The 22,559-nt window shown below is 63.6% G+C and carries 13 protein-coding genes, 5 tRNA genes and 1 riboswitch; of the genes, 14 read left to right on the top strand and 4 right to left on the bottom strand.

Going from position 1 to position 22,559, the window contains the following annotated elements:
* Positions 1-100 precede the first annotated feature (100 nt).
* Together AC3QL3_RS10900 and AC3QL3_RS10895 are read left to right on the top strand one after the other, a co-directional pair.
* Positions 101-1,165: a hypothetical protein gene (locus AC3QL3_RS10900; protein ID WP_492893432.1), complete on the top strand. Its 1,065-nt coding sequence runs from the start codon at positions 101-103 to the stop codon at positions 1,163-1,165.
* A 556-nt stretch (positions 1,166-1,721) separates the two neighbouring features.
* Positions 1,722-3,572, top strand: a complete 1,851-nt coding sequence (locus tag AC3QL3_RS10895; protein WP_492893430.1) for a hypothetical protein — start codon at positions 1,722-1,724, stop codon at positions 3,570-3,572.
* A gap of 75 nt (positions 3,573-3,647) precedes the next feature.
* On the opposite strand, the gene AC3QL3_RS10890 is transcribed toward AC3QL3_RS10895, so the two are convergent.
* From AC3QL3_RS10890 to AC3QL3_RS10880, 3 genes are all read right to left on the bottom strand, one after another.
* Positions 3,648-4,916: an SH3 domain-containing protein gene (locus AC3QL3_RS10890; protein WP_492893428.1), complete on the bottom strand. Its 1,269-nt coding sequence runs from the start codon at positions 4,914-4,916 to the stop codon at positions 3,648-3,650.
* A gap of 335 nt (positions 4,917-5,251) precedes the next feature.
* Positions 5,252-7,669 carry a S9 family peptidase gene (locus tag AC3QL3_RS10885; RefSeq protein WP_492893426.1) on the bottom strand — a complete coding sequence of 806 codons (2,418 nt, stop codon included), beginning with the start codon at positions 7,667-7,669 and terminating at the stop codon, positions 5,252-5,254.
* A gap of 10 nt (positions 7,670-7,679) precedes the next feature.
* Positions 7,680-8,330, bottom strand: a complete 651-nt coding sequence (locus AC3QL3_RS10880; protein WP_492893424.1) for a TetR/AcrR family transcriptional regulator — start codon at positions 8,328-8,330, stop codon at positions 7,680-7,682.
* Between the two features lie 87 nt (positions 8,331-8,417).
* Between AC3QL3_RS10880 and AC3QL3_RS10875 the strand changes: the two genes are divergently transcribed.
* Positions 8,418-10,208, top strand: coding sequence for a DUF885 domain-containing protein (locus AC3QL3_RS10875; RefSeq protein ID WP_492893422.1), 1,791 nt, complete (start codon positions 8,418-8,420; stop codon positions 10,206-10,208).
* Positions 10,209-10,321: 113 nt separating this feature from the next.
* Here AC3QL3_RS10875 and AC3QL3_RS10870 read toward each other — a convergent pair whose 3' ends face one another.
* Entirely contained in the window at positions 10,322-13,687 is a 3,366-nt protein-coding gene (locus AC3QL3_RS10870; RefSeq protein ID WP_492893420.1) for an Ig-like domain-containing protein, read from the bottom strand.
* A 257-nt stretch (positions 13,688-13,944) separates the two neighbouring features.
* Positions 13,945-14,149: riboswitch (cobalamin riboswitch) on the top strand.
* A 209-nt stretch (positions 14,150-14,358) separates the two neighbouring features.
* On the opposite strand from AC3QL3_RS10870, the gene AC3QL3_RS10865 reads away from it, so the two are divergent.
* The 11 genes from AC3QL3_RS10865 to clpX all read left to right on the top strand — a co-directional run bounded on the left by AC3QL3_RS10865 (position 14,359) and on the right by clpX (position 22,455).
* Positions 14,359-16,794 carry a ribonucleoside-diphosphate reductase subunit alpha gene (locus tag AC3QL3_RS10865; protein WP_492893418.1) on the top strand — a complete coding sequence of 812 codons (2,436 nt, stop codon included), beginning with the start codon at positions 14,359-14,361 and terminating at the stop codon, positions 16,792-16,794.
* A 28-nt stretch (positions 16,795-16,822) separates the two neighbouring features.
* Entirely contained in the window at positions 16,823-17,050 is a 228-nt protein-coding gene (locus AC3QL3_RS10860; protein WP_492893416.1) for a hypothetical protein, read from the top strand.
* A gap of 49 nt (positions 17,051-17,099) precedes the next feature.
* Positions 17,100-18,107: a ribonucleotide-diphosphate reductase subunit beta gene (locus tag AC3QL3_RS10855; RefSeq protein ID WP_492893414.1), complete on the top strand. Its 1,008-nt coding sequence runs from the start codon at positions 17,100-17,102 to the stop codon at positions 18,105-18,107.
* Between the two features lie 150 nt (positions 18,108-18,257).
* Positions 18,258-18,334 (top strand) — tRNA-Pro (locus tag AC3QL3_RS10850).
* A 29-nt stretch (positions 18,335-18,363) separates the two neighbouring features.
* Positions 18,364-18,440, top strand: a tRNA-Arg gene (locus AC3QL3_RS10845).
* A 125-nt stretch (positions 18,441-18,565) separates the two neighbouring features.
* Positions 18,566-18,642: transfer RNA gene (locus AC3QL3_RS10840), tRNA-His, on the top strand.
* A 133-nt stretch (positions 18,643-18,775) separates the two neighbouring features.
* Positions 18,776-18,851: transfer RNA gene (locus AC3QL3_RS10835), tRNA-Lys, on the top strand.
* 55 nt (positions 18,852-18,906) lie between these two features.
* A tRNA-Leu gene (locus AC3QL3_RS10830) sits at positions 18,907-18,988 on the top strand.
* 125 nt (positions 18,989-19,113) lie between these two features.
* Positions 19,114-20,391, top strand: coding sequence for a trigger factor (gene tig / locus AC3QL3_RS10825; protein WP_492893412.1), 1,278 nt, complete (start codon positions 19,114-19,116; stop codon positions 20,389-20,391).
* Between the two features lie 23 nt (positions 20,392-20,414).
* Positions 20,415-21,050, top strand: a complete 636-nt coding sequence (gene clpP, locus AC3QL3_RS10820) for an ATP-dependent Clp endopeptidase proteolytic subunit ClpP (RefSeq protein WP_492893410.1) — start codon at positions 20,415-20,417, stop codon at positions 21,048-21,050.
* A 121-nt stretch (positions 21,051-21,171) separates the two neighbouring features.
* Positions 21,172-22,455 carry an ATP-dependent Clp protease ATP-binding subunit ClpX gene (gene clpX, locus AC3QL3_RS10815; protein WP_492893408.1) on the top strand — a complete coding sequence of 428 codons (1,284 nt, stop codon included), beginning with the start codon at positions 21,172-21,174 and terminating at the stop codon, positions 22,453-22,455.
* Positions 22,456-22,559: the final 104 nt, after the last annotated feature.

Raw genomic sequence — 22,559 nt, 5'->3', positions numbered from 1 at the left:
GGTCGCGTTCCGGCTAAGCTGCCCATCGCAGCGACCGTCTTTTTAAGGACATGGGCCGGCCGGTTATGCAACCCGAAATACCCCATGGTTTCCTACGCAGATGCTGGAAGGCTTTCAACCCACCGCCTTTTCAAGCTCCGCAAAGAGCGGACGCCCCGCGCGCACGCCCTCCTACTCATTGCGGAACCTCGCTTGGATTCGGTACCTCCTGGATTCACTCGACCATGTGCAGCATTGGTCAGGCGCCGTCGACAGCCGTCGCGACGCGCAGACCAAGAAAGCAGAACAGCCGTCCATTCCGCCTCTGCCAATGGGTTGGAGGACACGCCCCATCGATGCGGAGCTGCTGAAGCAATGTTTTTTGGCAATGAGCCCGATCCCTGGGGAAAAGCTCAGGCGCTCGCCCTCACAGCTCGATGAAGTGTTTGGGCCAGTGTTCGGAGGCGCTGAAGGCACGGGGGGACGGTACTTCTCCGACCGAATCGCGCGTGGCCTCGCGAGTCCGGACGCCACGCGTCTTCAGCGGCTCGATGACCTCGTGCCCGGATCGCGTCGAGCGTTCGAGAACGAACCTGCCGGTGTCGACCCGTGGTTCTATGACGCGCTCGATTTCACCAGCCCGTGGTTCGCCAAGATGTTCCTTTGGCGGGCGTTGGATCCCTCGATGGAAGATCCGGGGTGGGATGAGCTGCTGGAGCCCGACGGTGGTCTGGGCCAAACCGAGTTCACGGACGCTGTGCGGGCTCACCAGTTCGCCGACTACACGGTGTCGGCCGCCGATGTCCGCACATTCGAAGCGATGATCGAACACGCTGCCGCGCTGGCTACCTATCCTGATCTTGCCAGCGCCCCCGGCGAAGAGATCGACGCCGCCATTGCCCGCCTGTTGACAGAAGCCCCGGTCGGGGGTGGAAGAGTCTCGATCGATCTTTCCAAGGGCGTCGGTCGCCTGTCCCCCGAATGGCAGTGGGTGACTCTGTCCAACGCAATAGCAGCACGGCGGGTGTCGTCCATGCTGGGCGTGGCGCAGGACCTCACCGTTTGGTGGCTCAACGGGGTGCATCGGAGCCTCACGGTGGCCTTTCGTGAGCTCGAAGAAAAAAGCTACGCGCGACTCCCCAAGGGCCGATCACCCGTCGATGACGTGGTGGAACGCGTGTTGTAAGTGCGCCTGCCGCTCCAGCGGCAGCCACGTCGTGTGGAGTGTTGATTTGCTCTTTCACCTGACCCCCGATTTACTTCGGTCGGGCCCATGCAATGTAGCGACGCTGGCCGGTGGTGATTTCCGGGGTTGGCATGTCGGCGCCATACGGCTGCCGCTTGTTTCCCTGACAGAGGCACAGGCGAAAAACCCAGCAGCGATGCGCTGCCCGCCGACACCGTCGCGCCAATCGATCTCATTGGTAGGCGTGGAGTGTGAGCTCGCCCATCCGCGTGGCATTGATACACTCGTCGGCGCGAGGCACTCATGTACACGGCCCCTGGGTGGGAGTGCCCACGGCGATGACCAGCGACCCGTTCGGGCGGCTGGTGTGTGCTACAAAGGGTTCCCGTATTTCCCCAGCGCCGCCAATCTTCAGCCTTGACATAGACATAGGGTGACGCCATGATGATGTCATGCCCTCAAGGGGCAGCAGCATTTAGGGTCGGCCAAACCGTGGAGCTTGCGAAGCAAGTTAAGCGGCTAAGCCGGCCCTCCCTCTTTCTGGGGCCATCGTTCGATGGCCGTTGACCCGGCGGAACTTTCCGCCGAGGCTGCCGACGCTGCGCCGGTGCAAGTTGGCCGGGACCAGCCGGCCAGCCCCGAGGTTCCTACCGCCGAATCGACCGAGACTCGTACGCGTCTTGTGGGTATCAGTGCCGACTTCATTCGTGCGGCGTGGAATGCGTTTCTAAGTCCCGAGTCGCCCGACTCCTTTCAGCCGCGCACCCTGGACTTGATTCTCCTGGTTCAAGAACTGCACCGTGTGTGCGTGCTGGCGAAGGGGAACGAGCAGTGGGCGGCGCATCTCAAGCACATCGCTGAAGAAATCGGCGAGACCGCTCGGAAAGAGAGTGTGTTTCTGAAAAGCCATCCCTACCTCGACACCGCGTTGCGCTCGGTGGTCGAAGATGTCAAGCAGGGGGCCAAGGTCAAGAAGCTGGAAAAAGCGCTCGATGTCATCCGCCGCCTCGAACCTGACGTGAGTGCCTTAGGCCAGGATCTCGTGGCGCTTTCGTCCACGAACGAAAAAGAACGGTTCCTTCATCGGGTTTCGACCGTCATCACCCATATTCACTTCCAGGGCTTGGCCGCGGAGTCGCGGGCCGCCCTATTGGCGGTGTCAGACGAGCAGGCTGCGGCGCCCATTATCGACGCGCTGGTCGCTCCGCTGCGCAAGGCAACACGCGTGTTCACCTGCTATCTAGCCATCGACGACGCCCGGTCGGCCGTGTGGCAAGCATCGCGCACATCCGAGTTCAAACGCGTCCGTCCGAGTATGTTGAAGAACAACCCCGAGTCTTCATTGTGGGTCGCCGACTTCAAGGACAGGACGTTGCTCCAAGTAGACATTCCCGCTGTCTCATCGACCAAGGCTGCGGAGACGGCCCTGACGAAGGTGTCGACCTACCTCAATCTCTTCAACCTCTACGTCAATGCGTCGGTGTTCCGAGCCAACACCCGCATCCTCGTTGTCGACAACAACGTCTTCTCTGTGGAAGACATCAAGGCGAGCAAGTATTTTGGGTTGTTCCCGCGCAGCAACTACCAAGCCAAGGCCGCTCTTCGTTACCGTCAAGCCGGTGAGCATTTGTCAGGGCGGCTTTCCAACGCCTTGGAGTGCTACTCGCTGGCCCTGGGTTCGGCGGACTCGCGCACCGCCATCATTAACCTCTGGACGGCTATGGAAACCATCACCGGTTCCATCGGCTCGACCAACATCGGTGAGCGGGTCGCCGAGAAGTTGGCGCCAGTCGTCGCCATGCGGCGAATGGACAAAATCATCACCTACCTCGCATTCTCCGCCCACAAGCATATCCAGGCTCGAAAACTGGAGGTGGACGAGACCATTCTTCCCGTATCGACCGCGAATCGCATCGCACCGGACGACGTGCTGACAGCGCTCACCGGGCCGAGCGGTAACGCCCAAATCATGCACTTCTTCAAACTGCTGACAGACGCGCCGCTGCTCGTTCACCGCTTTTTCGCAGTTTGGTCAGAGTTCAACGAACCGAAGAAGTTGGGTCAGGCGCTGCGGCAATCGGAGCAGCGCGTGGCGTGGCAAATATTCCGGATATACCGTGCGAGAAACATCGTAGTCCACACCGGCGAGCAAGACCAGTTGGTTCTGCGATTGCTCCAGAACGCTCAGTATTATGTTTCGACGGTGGTGGCTCGAATCCTTCGCGATTTCGATTTGAAAAAATCGTGGGACCTTGATGTCGCGTTGGCACATGAGGCGCTTCGATACAACTACCTGTCGGACCGACTGGTGGCCCGGGCAGGTGAGGGCCTCACGTTCGGCGACATCCTGGATGAGAAGAGCCGCACCGCGGACCGCCTCGTCTGGCCATCGGCACCACAGCAATGACCTAATGCTGCGACGCATTCATTGGTATGCGAGCCCGTGCTAAGGCGCCCTGCTGGAGGGGCGAGCCAACGCGTCTTACCGCTCGACGCAGCCGTCCTGTTCATCCCTGGCCGCATCGAAGGCGGACAGGATGATTTGGCGCGTCGCCGCCTCAACCGAACGTACGTGCTTGGCCCGTAACCAGCCGGTCACAGATGTGCCGTCGCCGAGGGGATCGGTGTACTCGACGAGTACCCAATCTCTCTGAGTGCGGCGTTTGCGCAGGATTTGTCCGGGGGCCACTGTGCTGACGATGCGCTGCTTCGTATCGGGCCCCCGAAGCAGGGCCACCTCCTTCAACGACACCAGCATCGTGTCGGACGCTGGAGGAGGTGAGGCGAACGTGATGCGTGCTTCGACATGAGCCGACGGACCAGAGGCCGTGCGGATGGCCTTTGCAGCCGTTTTCTTCGTGGCCGCGGAAGGCTCCTGGGCTTTTTCGTACCAGTGTTGAAATATCGGTTGGCCGATGGTCTGCGTGATCGTCATCAGCATGGCGACGAGCGTCGAAAGGAAAAACAACTTCCATTGCGAGGGGCCGCCGGTCAGCAGGCCCTTTTCTGCCGCGGCCACGAAGGCTGCTGCCAGTGCCTCTTCGACGGCCGCCCGCACACTATCCAGGTTCGCTTGTTCGGCCGCGTCGTAGACGTTGTCGAAATCGAAGTCCTGGTCAGCCTGCAGGTCGTCGTACATCCGAGACGACGCAGCCTCGGCAGCCGACCGAATGGTTTCGAAGTCGATGCCGCCGAAGATGCCCTGAAGTTGATCGGCGTAGTTCTTCGGCAGGAGCGCTTGGACTTGCCGGGTCAGTTGTTCGGCAAACTTGACGGACTCGGGCATGGCGTACTGTTCGGCTGCAGCGCGCAGCGCCGCCGTTCCGCTCAGCTGTTCTGCCGCGTAGCCGGTGAACGCCTTTGTGTCGAACATCCGACCCCACTGCTTCGAGAGGTCTTCTCCGAGAAAGTGATGGGCGCCGAACATCTCGCGCACCGACAACGATTCGGCGAGTGCCTGAAGGTTGTTCGGATCAAAGGCCCGCGTTTGGTTGATAGCTTCCTGGAGGAGGCGCTGACTGCCTAACGCCTGGATGGCATCGACTTGGGGTGCCATAAGCCGGCGCGCTTCTTCCTGCGCCCAGAGCTGGCTTCCTAATGTGGACGCCAAGTTCGCCTGATTGCGGTTCCATCGAGAGACGGTGTCCTGCAGTTCGTCGATCCACCGCGGTTGCCGCCCGATCCCCAGCTGATCCTGGATGTTCTGGATGCTTCCGAGCCCACTAAATGGGTCAAAAAGATTCTTGCTCACGCTCCCTCCTCGACGTCACCCCTAGCAAAAAATCAGTGGGGATTCTGAGAGCTTTTTCAACGAGCGCGCGCTGAAGAACTGGCCAGCAGCAACATACCGGCTAACCCCCGACTTTCTACCAATAATGTAGCCCAGTCTTGTAGCCCAGGTTCTACGCGTCTATTGGATTGTATTAAAGCGCCTTATTTATAGGCCTTTTCGATGATGGACGCCGTTACTGGCGCATCAAAGGCGTGTGCAGAGACAGGTCGGGCGCGTTCATCCGATCGGCGCGAACGAGGGGCCGGCTAGTGTAGCCGACCGCCTCCGCGCTCAGGTCGGCGCTTGCCTCGTCGCTAGCGCGGCGACGAGGCGGTGAGATCGTAGTTCGGCGGCGGCGTGGTGCCCATCAAATGCTCGACGAAGTAGTCCCACATCCGGCGCAGGTAGTAGTCGTCGGTGCGGAAGAAGTTGTGCGTGCGGTTGGGCAGATACACCAGATCGAAGCTCTTGTTCGCCTTGATCAAGGCGTCGGCCAGCTGCAAGGTCACCGACGGCAGCGCGTTCTCGTCCATTTCGCCGTAAGCGAGCATCAGGTGGCCGCGCAGGTTTGCTGCGAGCTTGCCGTTGTCCATCGCGGCGAAGTTGTTCGGCACGCTCTGCGGCGTCGGGCGCACGCGGCGGCCGTCGCCGTAGTCGGGAATGCCGAGCAAGCCTTCGAGCCCGTCGTAGAAACCCTGATAGTTGTGCGGACCGGCTGAGGAGGCCGCCACTTTGTAGAATTCGGGGTGCGACAGGATTGCGCGCGCCGAGGTGTAGCCGCCGAAGGAATGGCCGTAGACGCCGACGCGGTCGAGATCGAAGCCGCCGTAGCGTTCGGCCAGCTGGCGCAAGACGGCGATGTGGTCCTCGATCTGCGGATCGGCGAAGTTGCCGTAGCCGACGTCGGCGAAGGCCTTGGAGCGTCCGCGCGTGCCGCGGCCGTCGATGGTGACGACGACGAAGCCGAGCTGGGCCAGGCTCGAACGCGCGACGGGATTGAAGGTCTTTACCGCTTCGGCGTAGCTGCGCGAGGCGTTCATCATTTGCGGGCCGCCGTAGAACGCGTCGATGACCGGGTATTTGCCGTCGCGCCGGAAGCCGGGCGGCAGGTAGACCAAGGCGTACAGGTCGGTCTTGCCGTCGGCGGATTTCGCGCTCATGCGCTGCGGCGCTTGCCAGCCGGCGGCGAGCACCTTGCTGACGTCGGCTTGTTCGAGTGTCATCACTACGCGGCCGTCGTCGCTCGAACGCAGCAGGGTCAGCGGTGCGGTCGAGACGGTCGAATAGCTATCGACGAAATAGCGTCCGTCGGGCGAGAACGCGCGGCCGTCGGCGGCGCCGTCGAACAGGCCCGGCAGCGGCGATTCGATCTCGTGTTCGGCGTTTTCGGGTGTCAGCAATCGTGGGCGGCCGCCGTCGAGCGAGACCCGATAGAGATGGCGATAGTACGGATCGCGTCCCGCCTCGCGGCCGCTGGCGGTGAACCAGAGCAGGCGCCGTTTGGCGTCGACATGGATGAGGTCGCGCACGAGCCAGTCGCCGGAAGTCAGTGCGCGCTTGAGGTGGCCGTTGCGCAGGTCGTACAGGTACAGATGGCCCCAGCCGCTTTTCTCGGAGAACCAGACCGCTTCGTTCGTTTCCGGCAGCACGCGCACGTTCGGGGCGCTGTAGAGCAGATTGTTCGGCAGCACGCTGGTCGCGCCGCTTTCGTCGACGATACGTCGCGTCTTACCGCTGGCGAGATCGAGCGCATCGAGGCTGAGGCGAAGGCCGTCTTTGCCGCGGACCAGCGCGTAAGCCTCGCGGCCGTCGTCGGACCAGGCCAAGGTCGCGGCCGGATCGAACGCGGCGCCTTCGCCGAGATCGAACACGCGCTTGCTGCCGTCGCGCGTATCGATGGCGAATGCCTCCGCGCGCGGTTGGCCTTCGTCGCCGAGCAGCGGCATGCGCAGGTTGTAGACGATCGGGCGGAAGCTGCCGTCCTGCGGCACCGACTCGACGAACGGATACGAGGCGAGCGCACGTTCGTCGATACGCTGTCCGAATACGTAGCGGCCGTCTTTCGACCAGGCCACGTCGATCGGCGGCAGCGGCGTCTTGTTGCGCAGCTGCGGCACGCTCGCGAGCGAGGAATCGGGCAGCTTGCCGTAGGAGAAATACGCCTCGCCGTCGCGGCTCAGCGCACGTTCGCCGCCGTCTTTGCGCAGCCAGAGATTGTCGTTGCGCGCGAACAGCTGTGCGCTGCCGTCCGGCGACAACAAGGCGTCGGCGGGTGCTGGCTGCGGGTTCGCGACGGTGCAGACGTAGCGTTCCAGATCGCAGCTCAACACCTTGCCGTCGGTTGGTTTCAACGTCGCTTGCAGGCGGTTGTCGATGCGCTCGACGCGATCGATCTCGAAGCTCCCCTTGCGCACGCCGTCCGGTGCTTTGGCGGCGGTGAATGCGGCGAGCAGCTGCGCGCGATCGAACAAAGCGGCGCGCCTTGCTTGACCGGCATCGATCAAGACGTATTCGGTGCCTTCCGCGCCGTCGCGGCGATACCAAAAGCGCGGCTCGTCGCCGATCCAATGCGCGGCCACGCGTCCGTTCCGTACCGCGCCGGCGAGGCGCGAGTCGAGTACTTTTTCCGCTCGCGCGTAGTCGGCTGCGGTTATGACGGACGGCGCTGCGGCAGCAGTGCTGCAGAAGCCGGCGAGTAGGAGACACGATGACGGCCAGACACGATGGGGCATGAAAGAGTCCTCAGGATCGTGGAGTGCGCGCAGGGCGTCGGCGCGCGGCGGAATCGGCGTAACGGCGAACGATGTCGGTGCCGAGCAGTCCTTCGTAGTACAGCGGCTTCAATCGCCGCCGTTGCGCCGGCGTTTCGACGATGCGCATGGCGTAGTAGCCGACCTGGTGGAAATAGGTGATGCGCGCGCGCACGAAGGCCTGCGATTTGGCGTAGCCGAAGCGGCGGAAGATGCCGGCCAAGAGTTCGATGCGGCGCGTGTCGATCTCGCGTACGGCGGTTTCGGTCTGCGGCGCGGTGCGCGCCCAGTCGCGCACGGCGGAGTCGTAGGCCGCGCTGAAGCCGGTCTCGTCGATCCACATCGCGACGATCGCTTCGAACTGCTGATAGGGGTCGTCGCCGGCGGCGGCAACGGCGTCGAACCACGGCGAGGTGTTGCTGGTGCGCCAATGCTCGAGCAGCGCTTCGAGCAGGTCGGAGCGGTCGCGAAAGTGCCAATAGAAGCTGCCGCCGGTGACGCCGAGGTTTTTCGCCAGCGCATCGACCTTGACGCGCTCGACGCCGCCCTCGATCAGCGCCGCGCGCGCGGCGTCGAGCCAGCGTTGGCGATCGAGGCTTCTGCCTTCGCGTCCGGTACTGCTGCGTAGTCGAGTGGCTCGCATGGTGCACGGCTCCTTGCGTCGATCCGTAGACTACTCTATGGTCATTCAATAGACATGTCTATGGGGGATGCGATGCGTGGAGTGCGGTTGGCTTTGATAGGTGCCTTGTCGATCTCGGGCGTTGCGATTGCAGCACCGGCAGAAGCGGGCGGCTCGGCCGCACAAGCACGGCTGGCGCGCGTAGCCGACAACTTCTGGCTCGCGGCGCAGCAAGAGAACCTGGACGTGGCCCGCCTCGCCGGATATATGCCGTCTCATCTGCCGCTGCCGTCGGCGGCTCGCTGCGAAGCCGATGCGCGCGCGGCCAAACGCGGGCTCGATCAGCTCGCCGAGGTCGATGCGAAGTCGCTTGCCGCCGGCGATCTCGTCACGCTCGATGTCTTGCGTTGGGAGTTCGGCCAACGTGTCGAAGGTGCGCGCTACTGCTGGCTGCAACCGCTGCTGACACCGTATTCGACGCCGTTGAATTCGGCGCAACGCTACTTCACCGGCTTCGCGCTGAAGCAGCGCAAGGATCTCGATGACTACCGCCGCCTGCTCGGCGAGGTGCCGCGGCTGGTCGCGGCGATGGAAGCATTTACGCGCGGTCAGGCCACGCGCGGCATCGTGTTGCCGCGCGACGAGCTGCCGGCGGTGCTCGGCCTGCTCGATTCCTATCTCAGCACGAAGCCGTTCCTGGTCGGCGACGAACGGCTTAGCAAGCTCGATGCGAAGACGGCGCTGGCCTTTCAAGCCGAGGTGAAGCGCCTGGTCGACCAGCGCATCGATCCATCGCTGCGCTCCTTGCGCGACTACCTCGCCGGCGCGTACCGGGAGAAGGCGCCGGTCGCGGTCGGCTTGTTCCAGTATCCGCAGGGTAAGGACTACTACCGCTATCTGGTGCGCTACCACACGACGCTGGAATTGACGCCCGAAGCGGTGCATGAACGCGGCTTGAAAGCGGTCGCCGAGCTGGAGGCGCGCATGCTCGCCGTGCGCGGCAAAGCCGGCTTCAGCGGCAGCGAAGCGGAGTTCCGCCAGTTCCTGCGCAACGATCGCCGTTTCTACGCCGCAACGCCGGAAGAGTTCGAACGACGCTTGGCGAAACCGGTCGAGCAGGCGAGCGCCGTGCTCGATCGTTACTTTCCGGTGCGGCCGAAGGCGCCCTACGGTCTGCGGCGGCTCGATCCTGCATTGGAAGGTTCGCAGACCTTCGGTTACTACGATACGCCGACGCCGGAAGAGCCGAAGGGTTACTACAACTACAACGCCTCGCAGCTGGATCAACGCTCCTTGCTTGAGTCGCGCTCGATCATCCTGCACGAGCTCTTGCCCGGACATCATCTGCAACTGTCGCTGCAGATGGAGAACCGATCCATTCCGGAGTTCCGCCGCTTCGGCTCGCCGACCGCTTATGTCGAAGGCTGGGCCACCTACGCCAGCCAGCTCGGCGTCGAGATGGGGTTGTATGACGATCCCTACGATCTCTACGGCCAGCTCGCCTCGGACCTGTTCATGGCTGCGCGCCTGGTGGTCGACACCGGTATGAACTACTACGGTTGGTCGCGCGAGCGCGCGATGGCCTACATGCGCGAGCATCTGACTCTGTCGGAGGTCGAGATCGGTTCGGAAACCTTGCGCTATGCGGTGGACATGCCCGGGCAGGCGTTGGCCTACCGGATCGGCTTCGAGGAATGGATCGGTCTGCGCGAGGGCGCCGAGCGCCGCGCGGGCGCCGCGTTCGACCTGCGTGCGTTTCACGGCTGCGTATTGGAGCAGGGATCGATGCCGTTGGGCGTGCTCGAACGCTACATCGACCGTTGTCCGGCGGCGGGCGGGCGCGGCGCTACCGACGGCGCGCCACTGTCCGCGGCGATACCGGCGCCGACGAAGGACTGAATCGCCGAGTGAGCGCGGCACTATGCGCGCCGCTGCTGGCGTTCGGACGTGCCACGAACCGCAGCGTGGAAGGGTAGGCCGCCCGGTTGCGCGCACCGCTGCGCCAGTGCGGCCTATTCGCGGAGCGGAAACGTCATGGATATCGGCGTCGCGCTGCCTTCGAGCAGCAACGTGGCGCGATCATCTTCCGTCGTCAGCACCGAGATCGCGAGCGAGGCATCGGCCGACGTTCGCGCCCAAGGCGACACGCGCTCGATACTGTTCTCGTCGCGTACGAACAACCGGATGAGCGGCGTGCTCGCGTCCTGCCAAGTGCGCTGCACGCCGATGGCATGGCCGTTGCCTTGGACGGCGAGCACTTCGTCGATGGCGCGGCCTGTCGCAGCAGGCAACGCGAAAGCGAACGTGCGGGTTCCGGAAAGGATCGCCTCGGCATCGTTCGCCGTCATCGCTGTGCCGGAGGCGTAAGGCCGATCGAAACCGTCGCGCAGCAGCACCAGCGTGGCGGTGTGCACGATGCTCTGCGTGGAGGGAGCGCCGACATCGAACGTGAATGCCGCTTCGGGTTCGGGGGTGTCGTAGCGCACGGGGGCACTGACGCGCCAAGTCAGGCTGCGGCCGGGCGGAATCGTGACGAGGTCGTGCAGGGCGCCGTTTCCGTTTTCGGCGCAGGTCGCGCCGGCACCGGCACCGAAACACTGCCAGTGAGCGAAGGTGTCGTCGAACGCGGCCGATAGCGTGGCGGCGACCGCAACTTGCGTGGCGGTGCCGAGGCCGGTGTTGCGCAAAGTCACGGTGAAGTCGGCGACGCGTCCGTAGCGTGCGTAGTCGTGGATGTCGGCGAAGCTCGCTACGAGGACCGCGCGTTCGAGCACCGCGATCGACGCGGACGCGGAAGAGGTGAGGAAGTTCGCATCGCCCGAATAGGTCGCCGTGAGAAGACGCTCGCCCGCAGTGGTCGGTGTCAGCGTGCAGCCAGCGGCGCTGCCGATCTCGAAGCTGCAGGAAACCTTGCCGTCGCTGATCGACACCGAGCCGTTCGGCGTACCGGCTCCGGGCGCCACCACGCCGAGCGTGATCCCGACCGCCACCGGAGCGCCGATCAGGCTGGATGCGGGGGCGGAGACCGTCATCGCCGTGGCAGCGCGGTCGACGACAAACGCACTTTCCGCCGAATTCGACGCGGCGATCGAACGGTCCGGGTCGCCCGCGTAGTTGACGCTGAGCGCATGGACGCCGACGGCTAATGTCGAGGTGGCGAACTCCGCCGTACCAGCCACGATCTCGCCGACGCCGAGCAGGTCGGCACCGTCACGGAATTCGACCGTGCCCGAGTCCAGCGGCGCACCGGCGTAATCGAAGACCTGCGCCGTCAACGTTACCGATTGGCCGAACACGGCGGCCGGCCCTGGCGTGACGAGCGTCGTCGTGCTGCCGCCGTCGACGACGAGGTCGAACGCCGCCATGAGGGTTGCGTCTCCCTTGCTGCGCACGCTGATCGTGCGCGGTCCCGGCGAGGCGAAGCTCATCGCCAGGTTGACGCGGCCGTCGCTGCGTTGGGTTTCTCCCGGCATCGTGTCGGCTGCGACGCTGCTGGCGAACAGCCATTTCGTGGTGTCGTCGATGTTGGCGTTGACCGGGTCCTCGACTTCGAGCACGAACGGGACTTCGGCGTCGACGGGCACGCTCACCGAGCCGGCACCGGCCGGGAGCGTGACGCGCGCGGGGCCGGACAACGATGGCGAGGGCAAGGGGAGGTTGGTGAAGTCGATTTCGGCGCGTGCGTTGTGGCCGGGCATGCTGATGACCGCCTTGTACGTACCGACCTCGCGATTCGCTCGCCGCACGCTGATGTAGTAGCCCGGCGCGTCGGCGATGCCGGCGGCGAGCGCCTGCTCGTCGGGGTTCGGATCGGCTTCCAGATCGACACTGGCTCCCGCCTTCGGCACATCGATGTGGATCGGTGCCGCGTAAGGGACGTTGGTGTCGCCTTGCAGTGAACGGATGTCGACGATCAGCGTGTTCGCCGCGTACGGCTGTCCGGCGCGGGCACGCAGTGCGAGCGTGGGCGCGTCGCACTGCGCGCCGGTCACAGAGGTGCCGATGCAGTACTTGATCGCTCGTGTGCTGTCGTTGATGTCGAAGGTGTAGAACGAATTGGTCGGCAGCGGCACGATCACCGTCTCGAATCGCGGCGAGCGCGCCGTTTGCGCGTTGTAACGGGCTTCCAGCGTGACAGGGCCTTGCACATTGGTCTTGCCGGCGACGGCGAAAGAAACGCTCAGATCGTCGGCGGCGTAGGACGACCGCAGCGCAGCGACATAGCCGGCGCTGAGATCGGTGACCACCGGTTGCGAGGGCAGGTCGCTGGCCAATCGATTACTCGCGATCAGCGCGCTCGCCGGCGGCTCGCTCCAGCCGTTGTTCCAGGTGATGACGCGATTGTTGTTGTTGGGATTATTGAGCCGGCCGACGCGATACCAGTCGATGCGCGCCGGATCTTGCGCGGAGAACGGCACGGCCGAATCGACGCTGCTCGTCATCGTCATCTTGTAGCTGCGCGTGCCGAATTGGTTGAGGAAGGTGCGGACGGTGGCGCCGGCGGTCGGAATGCCGCGCGGCTCGGCCAGCGCATAAGCGATCTCGCTCGGCATGCCGTTCGCCAGCATCTGCGCATCCTGCGAGAAGTCGCGGCCCGCCAATGACGGGTCGGTTTGCGAGTTCTGCACGCTCGAGGTGATGAAGGCGCTGGAGGTCACCGCGGCGGCATCGGTCAGGGTCACCAGCAACTGCGGCTGCGGGTGGTGGACGAACGCCTGCCCCATCACCTTCTCCTTACTGGCGAACAGGAACCGGCCCCAGTCGTTCGCTTGCGGGTCGCGCGCCGCGCGGATGCGCAGAATGCCGGCGTAGCCGTTGCGCAAGCGATCCTTGACCAACTCGGTGACGTCAAAGCTGTAGTAGCCGCGCTGCGTGATGCGCAAGGTCTGTGTTGGAGCGTCGGCGTCGGCGGCGAGCGCGGTACCGGCCACCGTCTGGGTACAGACAGCGGGTGCCGATTCGTCGGCGAAGCAGTCGACGCCCGGCGTGTAGGCGCCGTCGATCGCGAGATAGCCCGGTTGCTCGACGGTGTCGACGAACAGCACCAGTCGCGCTCGGAACACTTTTTCCGGCGTCAGCGTGTAGGTTTCGCTGCCGATCGTGGCTGCCCCGTCGGCGATGGTGAGTTTCGACAAGACCCCGTTCGGTAGCGTGTCGAGCGAGAATTTCAACTCGGCGTAGGCGTCTTCGCCGACCAGCAGGTTTTCATCGAATGGCCGGCCGGCGCCTGCGGCGCCGGTATCGCGCGAGGTGTCGGCGATCAGCGGGGCGTGGATCCACATCGGGCCGCTGCCACCGCAGCCGGTCAGCAGCAGTCCGAGGACTCCGAGCAGCCACCAACCGCCTGTTACCGAGCCCTTCGTCGCATTGGTCGCCACGGCTGCCTTTCCCCTGATCCGCTTGAAGAGGGTTCGCAGCTACTGGATTGCGGCTGAGAACGATCCCTCGATGGCAGGAACGCGCAAAGTGGCGACGCCGCGGATCATGGGCGGGCGGCGGAATGCCGGGTCGGCTGAAGGCCGAATCGTGACGCCGCCGCCGCTCGACATTCGGCTGCTGCGCAGCACGCGCCGCAGGCCTGCAAAAGCGCCGTCTCGAACTCGAAGATTTTCATTGCTTCGACTGCGCGTATCGAATATCTTGTGTCCATTGCGGTAGCCCAGCCCAAGATGCTGGGTTCAAGGGAATCCGGTGCGAATCCGGAACTGCCCCGCAGCGGTGATCGGGAACGACCGACGCAGCACGCACTGAGCGAAGGCTTGGGAAGCGGCGTCCATTAGGTGAGGAGAGGCTTCCTCGCGCCCGAGAGTCCGAATACCTGCCGCAATCGTCGCGCTTGCGCGGCGTCTGGCTTCAGGCCCTCGCGGGACGGGCTGGCCGAGAACCGTCGACGTTCCTCTTGGAGCGACGGTCCTTCGACCTTTCGTTCCGCCGGGACTGAATTCGCTCGCGGGAGCGAAGGCCGGCGGATCGCGGAATCGTGTCTCACGCCGTGCGTCGCCGTGCCTTTCTCCTTAGCGAGTTCGATCGCTCGTAAAGGAGTACACGCATGACCACCTCTGAAATTGCCGCCGCCCCGATCGCTTCCCCTGCCGACGCGCCTGCGGCGCAACAACAGCCCGGCTTCAAGCTGACCGCGCCGCACGCGGGACCGGTCGCGATGCAGGTGACCAAACGTTCGGGCGCGCAAGAACCGGTCGACCTCAACAAAATCGTGCGCGCGGTCACGCGCTGCTGCGAAGGTTTGGCCGACGTCGACGCGATGCGCGTCGCGCTAAAGACCATCAGCGGACTTTACGACGGCGCCACCACGCGCGAACTCGACGAGTTGTCGATCCGCACCGCGGCTTCGTTCATCGCCGAGGAGCCGGAATACTCCAAGGCGGCCGCGCGTCTGCTCGCCGGCTACATCGACAAGGAAGTGCAGGGTCTGGGCGTGTACTCGTTTTCGCAGTCGATCCGGCTCGGCTTCGACGCCGGGCTGATCAACGAGCGCGTACTCAACTTCGTCGAAGCCAACGCGCGCAAGCTCAACGACGCCATCGACGCGCGTCATACGCTGCGCTTCGAATACTTCGGCCTGCGCACCTTGTACGACCGCTACCTGCTCAAGCACCCGAGCAAACGCCAGGTGATCGAGACGCCGCAGCATTTCTGGCTGCGCGTGGCCTGCGCGCTGAGCGAGAACGTGCCTGAAGCGATCGAGCTGTACCAGCAGTTCGGCGCGCTCGACTACGTTCCCAGCTCGCCGACCCTGTTCAACGCCGGCACGCGCCACGAGCAGCTGTCGAGCTGCTTCCTGCTCGATTCGCCGGAAGATTCGCTCGAAGCGATCTACGACAAGTACCGCGACGTCGCGTTGCTGTCGAAATTTTCAGGCGGCATCGGTCTGGCCTGGCATCGCGTGCGCTCGGAAGGCTCGCTGATCCGTTCCACCAACGGTCTCAGCAACGGCATCGTGCCGTGGCTGAAGACGCTCGATTCATCGGTCGCGGCGGTCAACCAGGGTGGCAAGCGCAAGGGCGCCGCCTGCGTCTATCTGGAACCGTGGCACGCCGACATCGAGGCGTTTCTGGAGTTGCGCGAGAACACCGGTGACGACGCGCGCCGCACGCATCACCTCAATCTGGCGAACTGGGTGCCGGACCTGTTCATGCGTCGCGTCGACGAGAACGGCAGCTGGTCCTTGTTCGATCCGAGCGAAGTGCCGGATCTGCCTGATTTGTGGGGCGCGGCGTTCGAACACGCTTATACGCAGGCCGAAGCGCGCGGGCTGGCGAAAAAGACGCTGCAGGCGCGCGATCTCTACGCGCGCATGATGCGTACGCTGGCGCAGACCGGCAACGGCTGGATGACCTTCAAGGACGCCTGCAACCGTGCCTGCAACCAGACCGCGCGCAGCGAGAACGCGGTGCATCTGTCGAATCTGTGCACCGAGATCATCGAGGTGACCAGCACTGGCGAGACTGCGGTCTGCAATCTCGGCTCGATCAATCTAGCCCAGCACCACGACGGCAGCGCGTTCGATTTCGACAAGCTCGCGCACACGGTGCAAGTCGCGGTGCGCCAGCTCGATCGCGTGATCGACCTCAATTTCTATCCGATCGCGACCGCGCGCGCATCGAATCTGCGCTGGCGCCCGGTCGGCCTCGGCCTGATGGGCTTGCAGGATTTGTTCTTCGCTCTGCGCCTGCCGTTCGACGGCGCAGCGGCGCGCGATCTGTCGGCGCGTATTTCCGAAGAAATCTATTACTGGGCTCTGCGCACTTCGCTCGAGCTGGCGCGCGAGAAGGGCGCGCACGCGGCGTTCGCGCAGACGCGCGCGGCGCGCGGCGAACTGCAGTTCGATGCTTGGAAGGTGACGCCGCGCGATACGGTGCGCTGGGACGCGCTGCGCGAGGAGATCAAGGCGCACGGCTTGCGCAATTCGCTGTTGATCGCGATCGCACCGACCGCGACGATCGCCTCGATCGCCGGCTGTTACGAATGCATCGAACCGCAGCTGTCGAACCTGTTCAAGCGCGAAACCTTGTCCGGCGATTTCCTGCAGGTCAATCGGTATCTGGTCGACGAGCTGAAGCGGCTGGGTCTTTGGACCGCGGAGATTCGCGATGCGATCAAGCTCGCCGAGGGTTCGGTGCAGTCGATCGCGGAGCTGCCAAATGAATTGAAGGCGATCTATCGCACGGTGTGGGAGCTGCCGATGCGTTCGCTGATCGACATGGCCGCGGACCGCGGCGCTTACATCGACCAGAGCCAGTCGCTGAACCTGTTCATCGAAAGTCCGAACATCGGCCAGCTGTCGAGCATGTACATGTATGCGTGGAAGAAAGGCTTGAAGACGACCTATTACCTGCGTTCGCGTCCGGCGACGCGCATCGCCAAGGCGACGGTCGATGCGAATGCGGCGGCAAAACCCTACAGCGACACCGAAGCGGTGGTGTGCTCGTTGGAGAACCCGGAGATGTGCGAGGCCTGCCAGTAAGACGTCGATGGTCGCTGTGGGAAGAGGCATGGAGCGCTACCGAAATCTGAGCGGCACCTCCGGCGTCGTCGCCTACCGGATCGACGACGCCGGCATCCTGGTCCAATTCCACGACGGCAAGAAATATCTCTACACCGAAGCCAGCGCCGGTTCTGCTCATCTCGCCCAATTGAAGCGGCTCGCCGTGGCAGGGCGGGGCCTCAACACCTACATCAGTTCGCACTGTTGGAGTTCGTACGCATGGTCGGGACGTTGATTCATCCGTTCCGCCGAACGAAGCCGGCTGCACAAGGAATTTTTCAACAATGAGCAATCAACTTCTCGATCCCGGCTTCGACCTGACGCTGCGGCCGATGCGTTATCCGCAGTTCTACGAGATGTATCGCGCCGCGATCAAGAACACCTGGTCGGTCGAAGAGATCGACTTCCAGATCGACCTCGGTCATCTCGCGCAGCGCATGACGCCGGCGGATCGGCATTTGATCGAGCGCCTGGTCGCGTTCTTCGCCACCGGCGATTCGATCGTCGCCAACAACCTCGTGCTGAACCTGTACAAGCACATCAACGCGCCCGAAGCGCGCATGTATCTGTCGCGCCAGTTGTTCGAAGAAGCTCTGCACGTGCAGTTCTATCTGACCCTGCTGGACAACTACATCCCGCAACCGGAACGGCGCGCGCAGGCGTTCGCGGCGGTCGAGAACATTCCCTCGATTCGCGCGAAAGCCGAGTTCTGCCAACGCTGGATCGACTCGATCTACACCCTGGAACGCATTTCGAACGACGCCGAACGGCGCCAGTTCCTGCTCAATCTGACCTGTTTTGCGACCTGCATCGAGGGCTTGTTCTTCTTCGGCGCGTTCGCCTATGTCTACTTCCTGCGCTCGCGCGGCCTGTTGCCGGGGCTTGCCGCCGGTACCGCCTGGGTGTTCCGCGACGAATCCGCGCACATGGGCTTCGCCTTCGAAGTCCTGCGCACGGTGCAGAGCGAACAGCCGCAGCTGTTCGACGCCGAGTGGGCGACGCAGGTCGAAACGATGATCGCCGAGGCGGTCGACTGCGAAACCGCGTTCGCCGAAGACGTGCTCGCCGGCGGTGTCGTCGGCATGACGGTGAAGGAAATGCGCCAGTACCTCGAATACGTGGCCGACCGGCGGCTGGAAATGCTCGGTCTGAAACGTCGTTACGGCGCGCGCAACCCGTTCCCGTTCATGGAGCTGCAGGATGTACAGGAGTTGACCAACTTCTTCGAGCGTCGAGTTTCGGCTTATCAGGTTGCGGTGGAAGGCGAGGTTGGCTTCGATCACGCGTTCTGAGGCGATGCAGATCGGTCGCGGCGCGCTCTGCCAGAAGGACACCAGATCGCAGCCGGCCGCGATCCGATGCGCCGGAGCGATTGACGGCGCTGACCTCGGTTCGTAACATCCCGCGTCTTCCCGAGGCGACCCGGTCGACGGAAGCAGCGGCGGGGTATAGCGCAGTCTGGTAGCGCGCCTGCTTTGGGAGCAGGATGTCGGGGGTTCGAATCCCTCTACCCCGACCACCCGACGTGCGGCGAATGCGGCTGATGATGCGCCCGTAGCTCAACCGGATAGAGCATCGGCCTTCTAAGCCGACGGTTGCAGGTTCGAGTCCTGTCGGGCGTGCCAGTTGAGCGACGCGAGGCGCGTGCGCAAGCCGGAACGCCGGAGAGGAGGGCAGGGAAGAACGCAGGCGGGCGGCGATGAGCCGACCGGAAAGCGTAACAAGGATGGTTGCAGTACGAGTTTTCGTGGTGGGCGTAGCTCAGTTGGTTAGAGTACCGGATTGTGATTCCGGTTGTCGGGGGTTCGAATCCCCTCGTCCACCCCAAATTGTTTCGCTATACTTGGCAGTTCCGGTCGGTGCGTCGAAGGTACCCCAACCTTCCGCCCTCAGTCGCTCCCGCCAGGGAGTACGAACGAGGGTTGCGCGACAAACTGCCGAGTTGGTTTGATGCAAACGGGGGCCGTTAGCTCAGTTGGTAGAGCAGGAGACTCTTAATCTCTTGGTCCTAGGTTCGAGTCCTAGACGGCCCACCAATTTCACCGCGCAACGTCGAGTCTGCGCGCTTGCGGGTAAAGAGTGTCGATCCGGGCGAAAGTGGCGGAACTGGTAGACGCGCTGGATTTAGGTTCCAGTGGGGCAACCCGTGAGAGTTCGAGTCTCTCCTTTCGCACGCCGCCCTACGGACCGCTTCGCTGCCCGGTCGCGCCCTCGTCGCCGCGCTCCGGCAATCCCGATTCGTAGACACCGAGGCGAAACTTCCGCAGGAACGTTCGCCGGCCTATTGAGGTACACCCGATGCAAGTTTCGATCGAAAACGTTGGCTCCCTCGGCCGCAAGCTGACCGTCCGCCTGCCGGCCGCGCGGCTGGAAGACACCATCCGTTCGCGCATCCAGGAAATGGGGCGCACGGCACGTCTGAAGGGTTTCCGTCCGGGCAAGGTGCCGACCAAGGTCATCGAGCAACGTTTCGGTCTCCAGATCCGCAACGAAGCGCTGTCGGAGATGATCGGATCGAGCTTCCAGGAAGCGGTCAATCAGGAAAAACTGCGTCCGGCGGTGCAGCCGTCGATCGCCACCAGCGGATATCCCGAGAACGGCGAGATCGAGTACACCGCAACGTTCGAAGTGCTGCCGGAGATCGGCAAGCTCGAGGTCGGTGAGCTCGAGATCGTCAAGCCGACCGCCGAGGTGACCGACGCCGATGTCGACCAGATGATCGAGACGCTGCGCCAGCAGCGCCGCAGCTGGACGCAGGTCGAGCGTCCGGCGCAGGACGGCGACATGGTGCTGTTCGAGTACGTCGGCGAGGGCGAAGGCTTCCGCCATCCGGAAGAAGGCTCCGATCGCGTCGGCATCGTGATCGGCTCGAACGCGTATTCGCCCGAGCTCGAGCGCGTACTGAGCGGCAAATCGACGGGCGAAGAGTTCAAGGCGAACGTGCAGTTCCCGGAAACCTTCCGCATCGCTGCGCTGGCGGGCAAGTCGGCCGACATCGCCGGCAAGGTGATGCGCGTGCAGGAGCCGCAGCTGCCGGCGATCGACGAGACTTTCGCGGCCAGCTTCGGCGTCAAGGACGGCGGCTTGGACAAGTTCCGCGAGGACGTGCGCAGCAACCTCGATCGCGAACTGAAAGGCGTGTTGATGGGCCGCCTGAAGGCCGGCGTGGTGGAAAAGTTGGTCGACGCGCACCCCGAACTCGATCTGCCGCAGAGCATGATCGAGAACGAAGCGCGGATGCTCGCGCGCCAGGCGAATGCGCCGGGCGATGACGCTTTCGTCGCGTATCTGCCGGCCGCGCGCCGTCGCGTGGCCGCCGGCCTCTTGATTTCCGAGCTGGCGCGCCAAAACGACATCCGTCTCGATTCCCGCCGTGTCAGCGAGTCGCTGGCGACGATCGCCTCGACCTACGAGGAGCCGGAAAAGGTCGTTGAACTCTATACGCGCGATCCCCAATTGATGAATGCGCTGCGCAACCGCGTGATCGAGGACCAGGTGGTCGAATGGATCGCCGAACACGCCAAGCACAGTGAACAAGCCTTGAGTTTCAACGAAGTCATGCGTCCCGGCGCCTGAGCGCCGGGTACCTAGGAGTACCCATGTCCAGCCAGAATTCGCCGATCCATGGTTTGAACCTCGTGCCGATGGTCGTGGAGCAGACCTCGCGCGGCGAGCGGGCATACGACATCTATTCGCGCCTGTTGAAGGAGCGTCTGGTGTTCGTGGTCGGTCCGATCGACGATTACATGGCCAATGTGATCGTCGCGCAGTTGCTGTTCCTGGAATCGGAGAATCCGGACAAGGACATCAACCTCTACATCAACAGCCCCGGCGGCGTGGTCACCGCGGGCCTGGCGATCTACGACACGATGCAGTACATCCGCTGCGACGTCAGCACGATGTGCATCGGCCAAGCCGCCAGCGCAGCGTCGCTGCTCTTGATGGCGGGCACCAAGGGCAAGCGTTACGCCCTGCCCAATTCGCGCGTGATGATTCACCAGCCTTCGGGCGGTGCGCAGGGTCAGGCCACCGATATCGAGATCCAGGCGCGCGAGATCCTTTATCTGCGCAACCGATTGAATCAGATCTACGTCAAGCACACCGGTCAAGCACTCGAGCAGATCGAGCGCGACATGGAGCGCGACCGCTTCATGAGCGGCGAAGAGGCCAAGACCTACGGTCTGATCGACTCGGTGCTCGAGCGCCGCCCCGGCGACGTCGCGACGACCCCCTGACCGCCGCTGAACGTTTTAACAGCGGATTTTTCACTTTCCTGAAGCCACTGCGGATCGGGCTGGGCGCCCGGTTCCGCTGTGCTATTCTCGGCCCAAATAGCGGGCGACTCCGAGGCGGAGCATGACAGACGAGCGGCAAAGCCGATCGGGCGACAACGGCAAAATTCTTTACTGCTCGTTCTGCGGCAAGAGCCAGCACGAGGTACGCAAGCTGATCGCGGGCCCGTCGGTGTTCATCTGCGACGAGTGCGTCGAGCTGTGCAACGACATCATCCGCGAAGAACTCGAGGAAAAAGCGGCCAGCGCGCGCAGCGATCTGCCCAAGCCGGCCGAGATTCTCGACGTGCTCGACCAGTACGTGATCGGTCAGTCGCGCGCGAAGAAGGTGCTCGCCGTAGCGGTTTACAACCACTACAAGCGACTCGAATCGCGCGGTCGCAACGAAGAAGTCGAGCTCGCCAAGTCGAACATCCTCCTGGTCGGACCGACCGGCTCGGGCAAGACCTTGTTGGCCGACACGCTGGCGCGCCTGTTGAACGTGCCGTTCACGATCGCCGATGCGACGACCTTGACCGAAGCGGGTTACGTCGGTGAGGACGTCGAGAACATCATTCAGAAGCTCCTGCAAAAGTGCGATTACGACGTCGAGAAGGCACAAACCGGCATCGTCTACATCGATGAAATCGACAAGATTTCACGCAAGAGTGAGAACCCGTCGATCACACGCGATGTCTCCGGCGAAGGCGTGCAGCAGGCGCTGCTCAAGCTGATCGAGGGCACTATCGCATCGGTGCCGCCGCAAGGCGGGCGCAAGCATCCGCAGCAGGAATTCCTGCAAGTCGACACGAAGAACATCCTGTTCATCGTCGGCGGCGCGTTCGCCGGGCTCGAGAAGATCATCCTGCAGCGCTCGGAGTCGACCGGGATCGGCTTCAACGCCGAAGTGCGCAGCAAGGATCGCCGCGCCGACACCGGCAAGTTGCTCGCCGATGTACAGCCGGAAGACCTGATCAAGTTCGGCCTGATCCCCGAATTCGTCGGCCGCTTGCCGGTCGTGGCGACGCTGGAAGAGCTCGACGAGACGGCCCTGGTCAAGATCCTGACCGAGCCGAAGAACGCGATCACCAAGCAGTTCAAGCGTCTATTCGAGATGGAAGGCGTGGAACTCGAGTTCCGCCCGGACGCGCTGACCGCGGTCGCGAGCAAGGCGATCAAACGCAAGACCGGTGCGCGTGGTTTGCGCACGATCCTCGAGCAGGTGTTGCTCGACACGATGTTCGAGCTGCCGTCACTCGAACACGTCAGTAAGGTCGTCGTTGACGAAGCCGTCATCAACGGTCAGGCCGAGCCGTACCTGATCTATCGCGGCAACATGCAGACGCGTGCGGCGGCCTCGTCGGAATAGGCGATCCGCGACCCACAGCCGGCGTATCGCCGCCGGCTCGCCCTGCAAGGGGTCGCCTTGCAATCCGCTTCAGAAATCCTTACTTGACGATACGGCAGCGTGGG

The organism is Dokdonella sp. GW821-FHT11D02 (genome assembly GCF_058808595.1).
The sequence above is the reverse complement of the archived record's forward strand: the minus strand, read 5'-3'. Positions and strand labels throughout refer to the sequence as shown.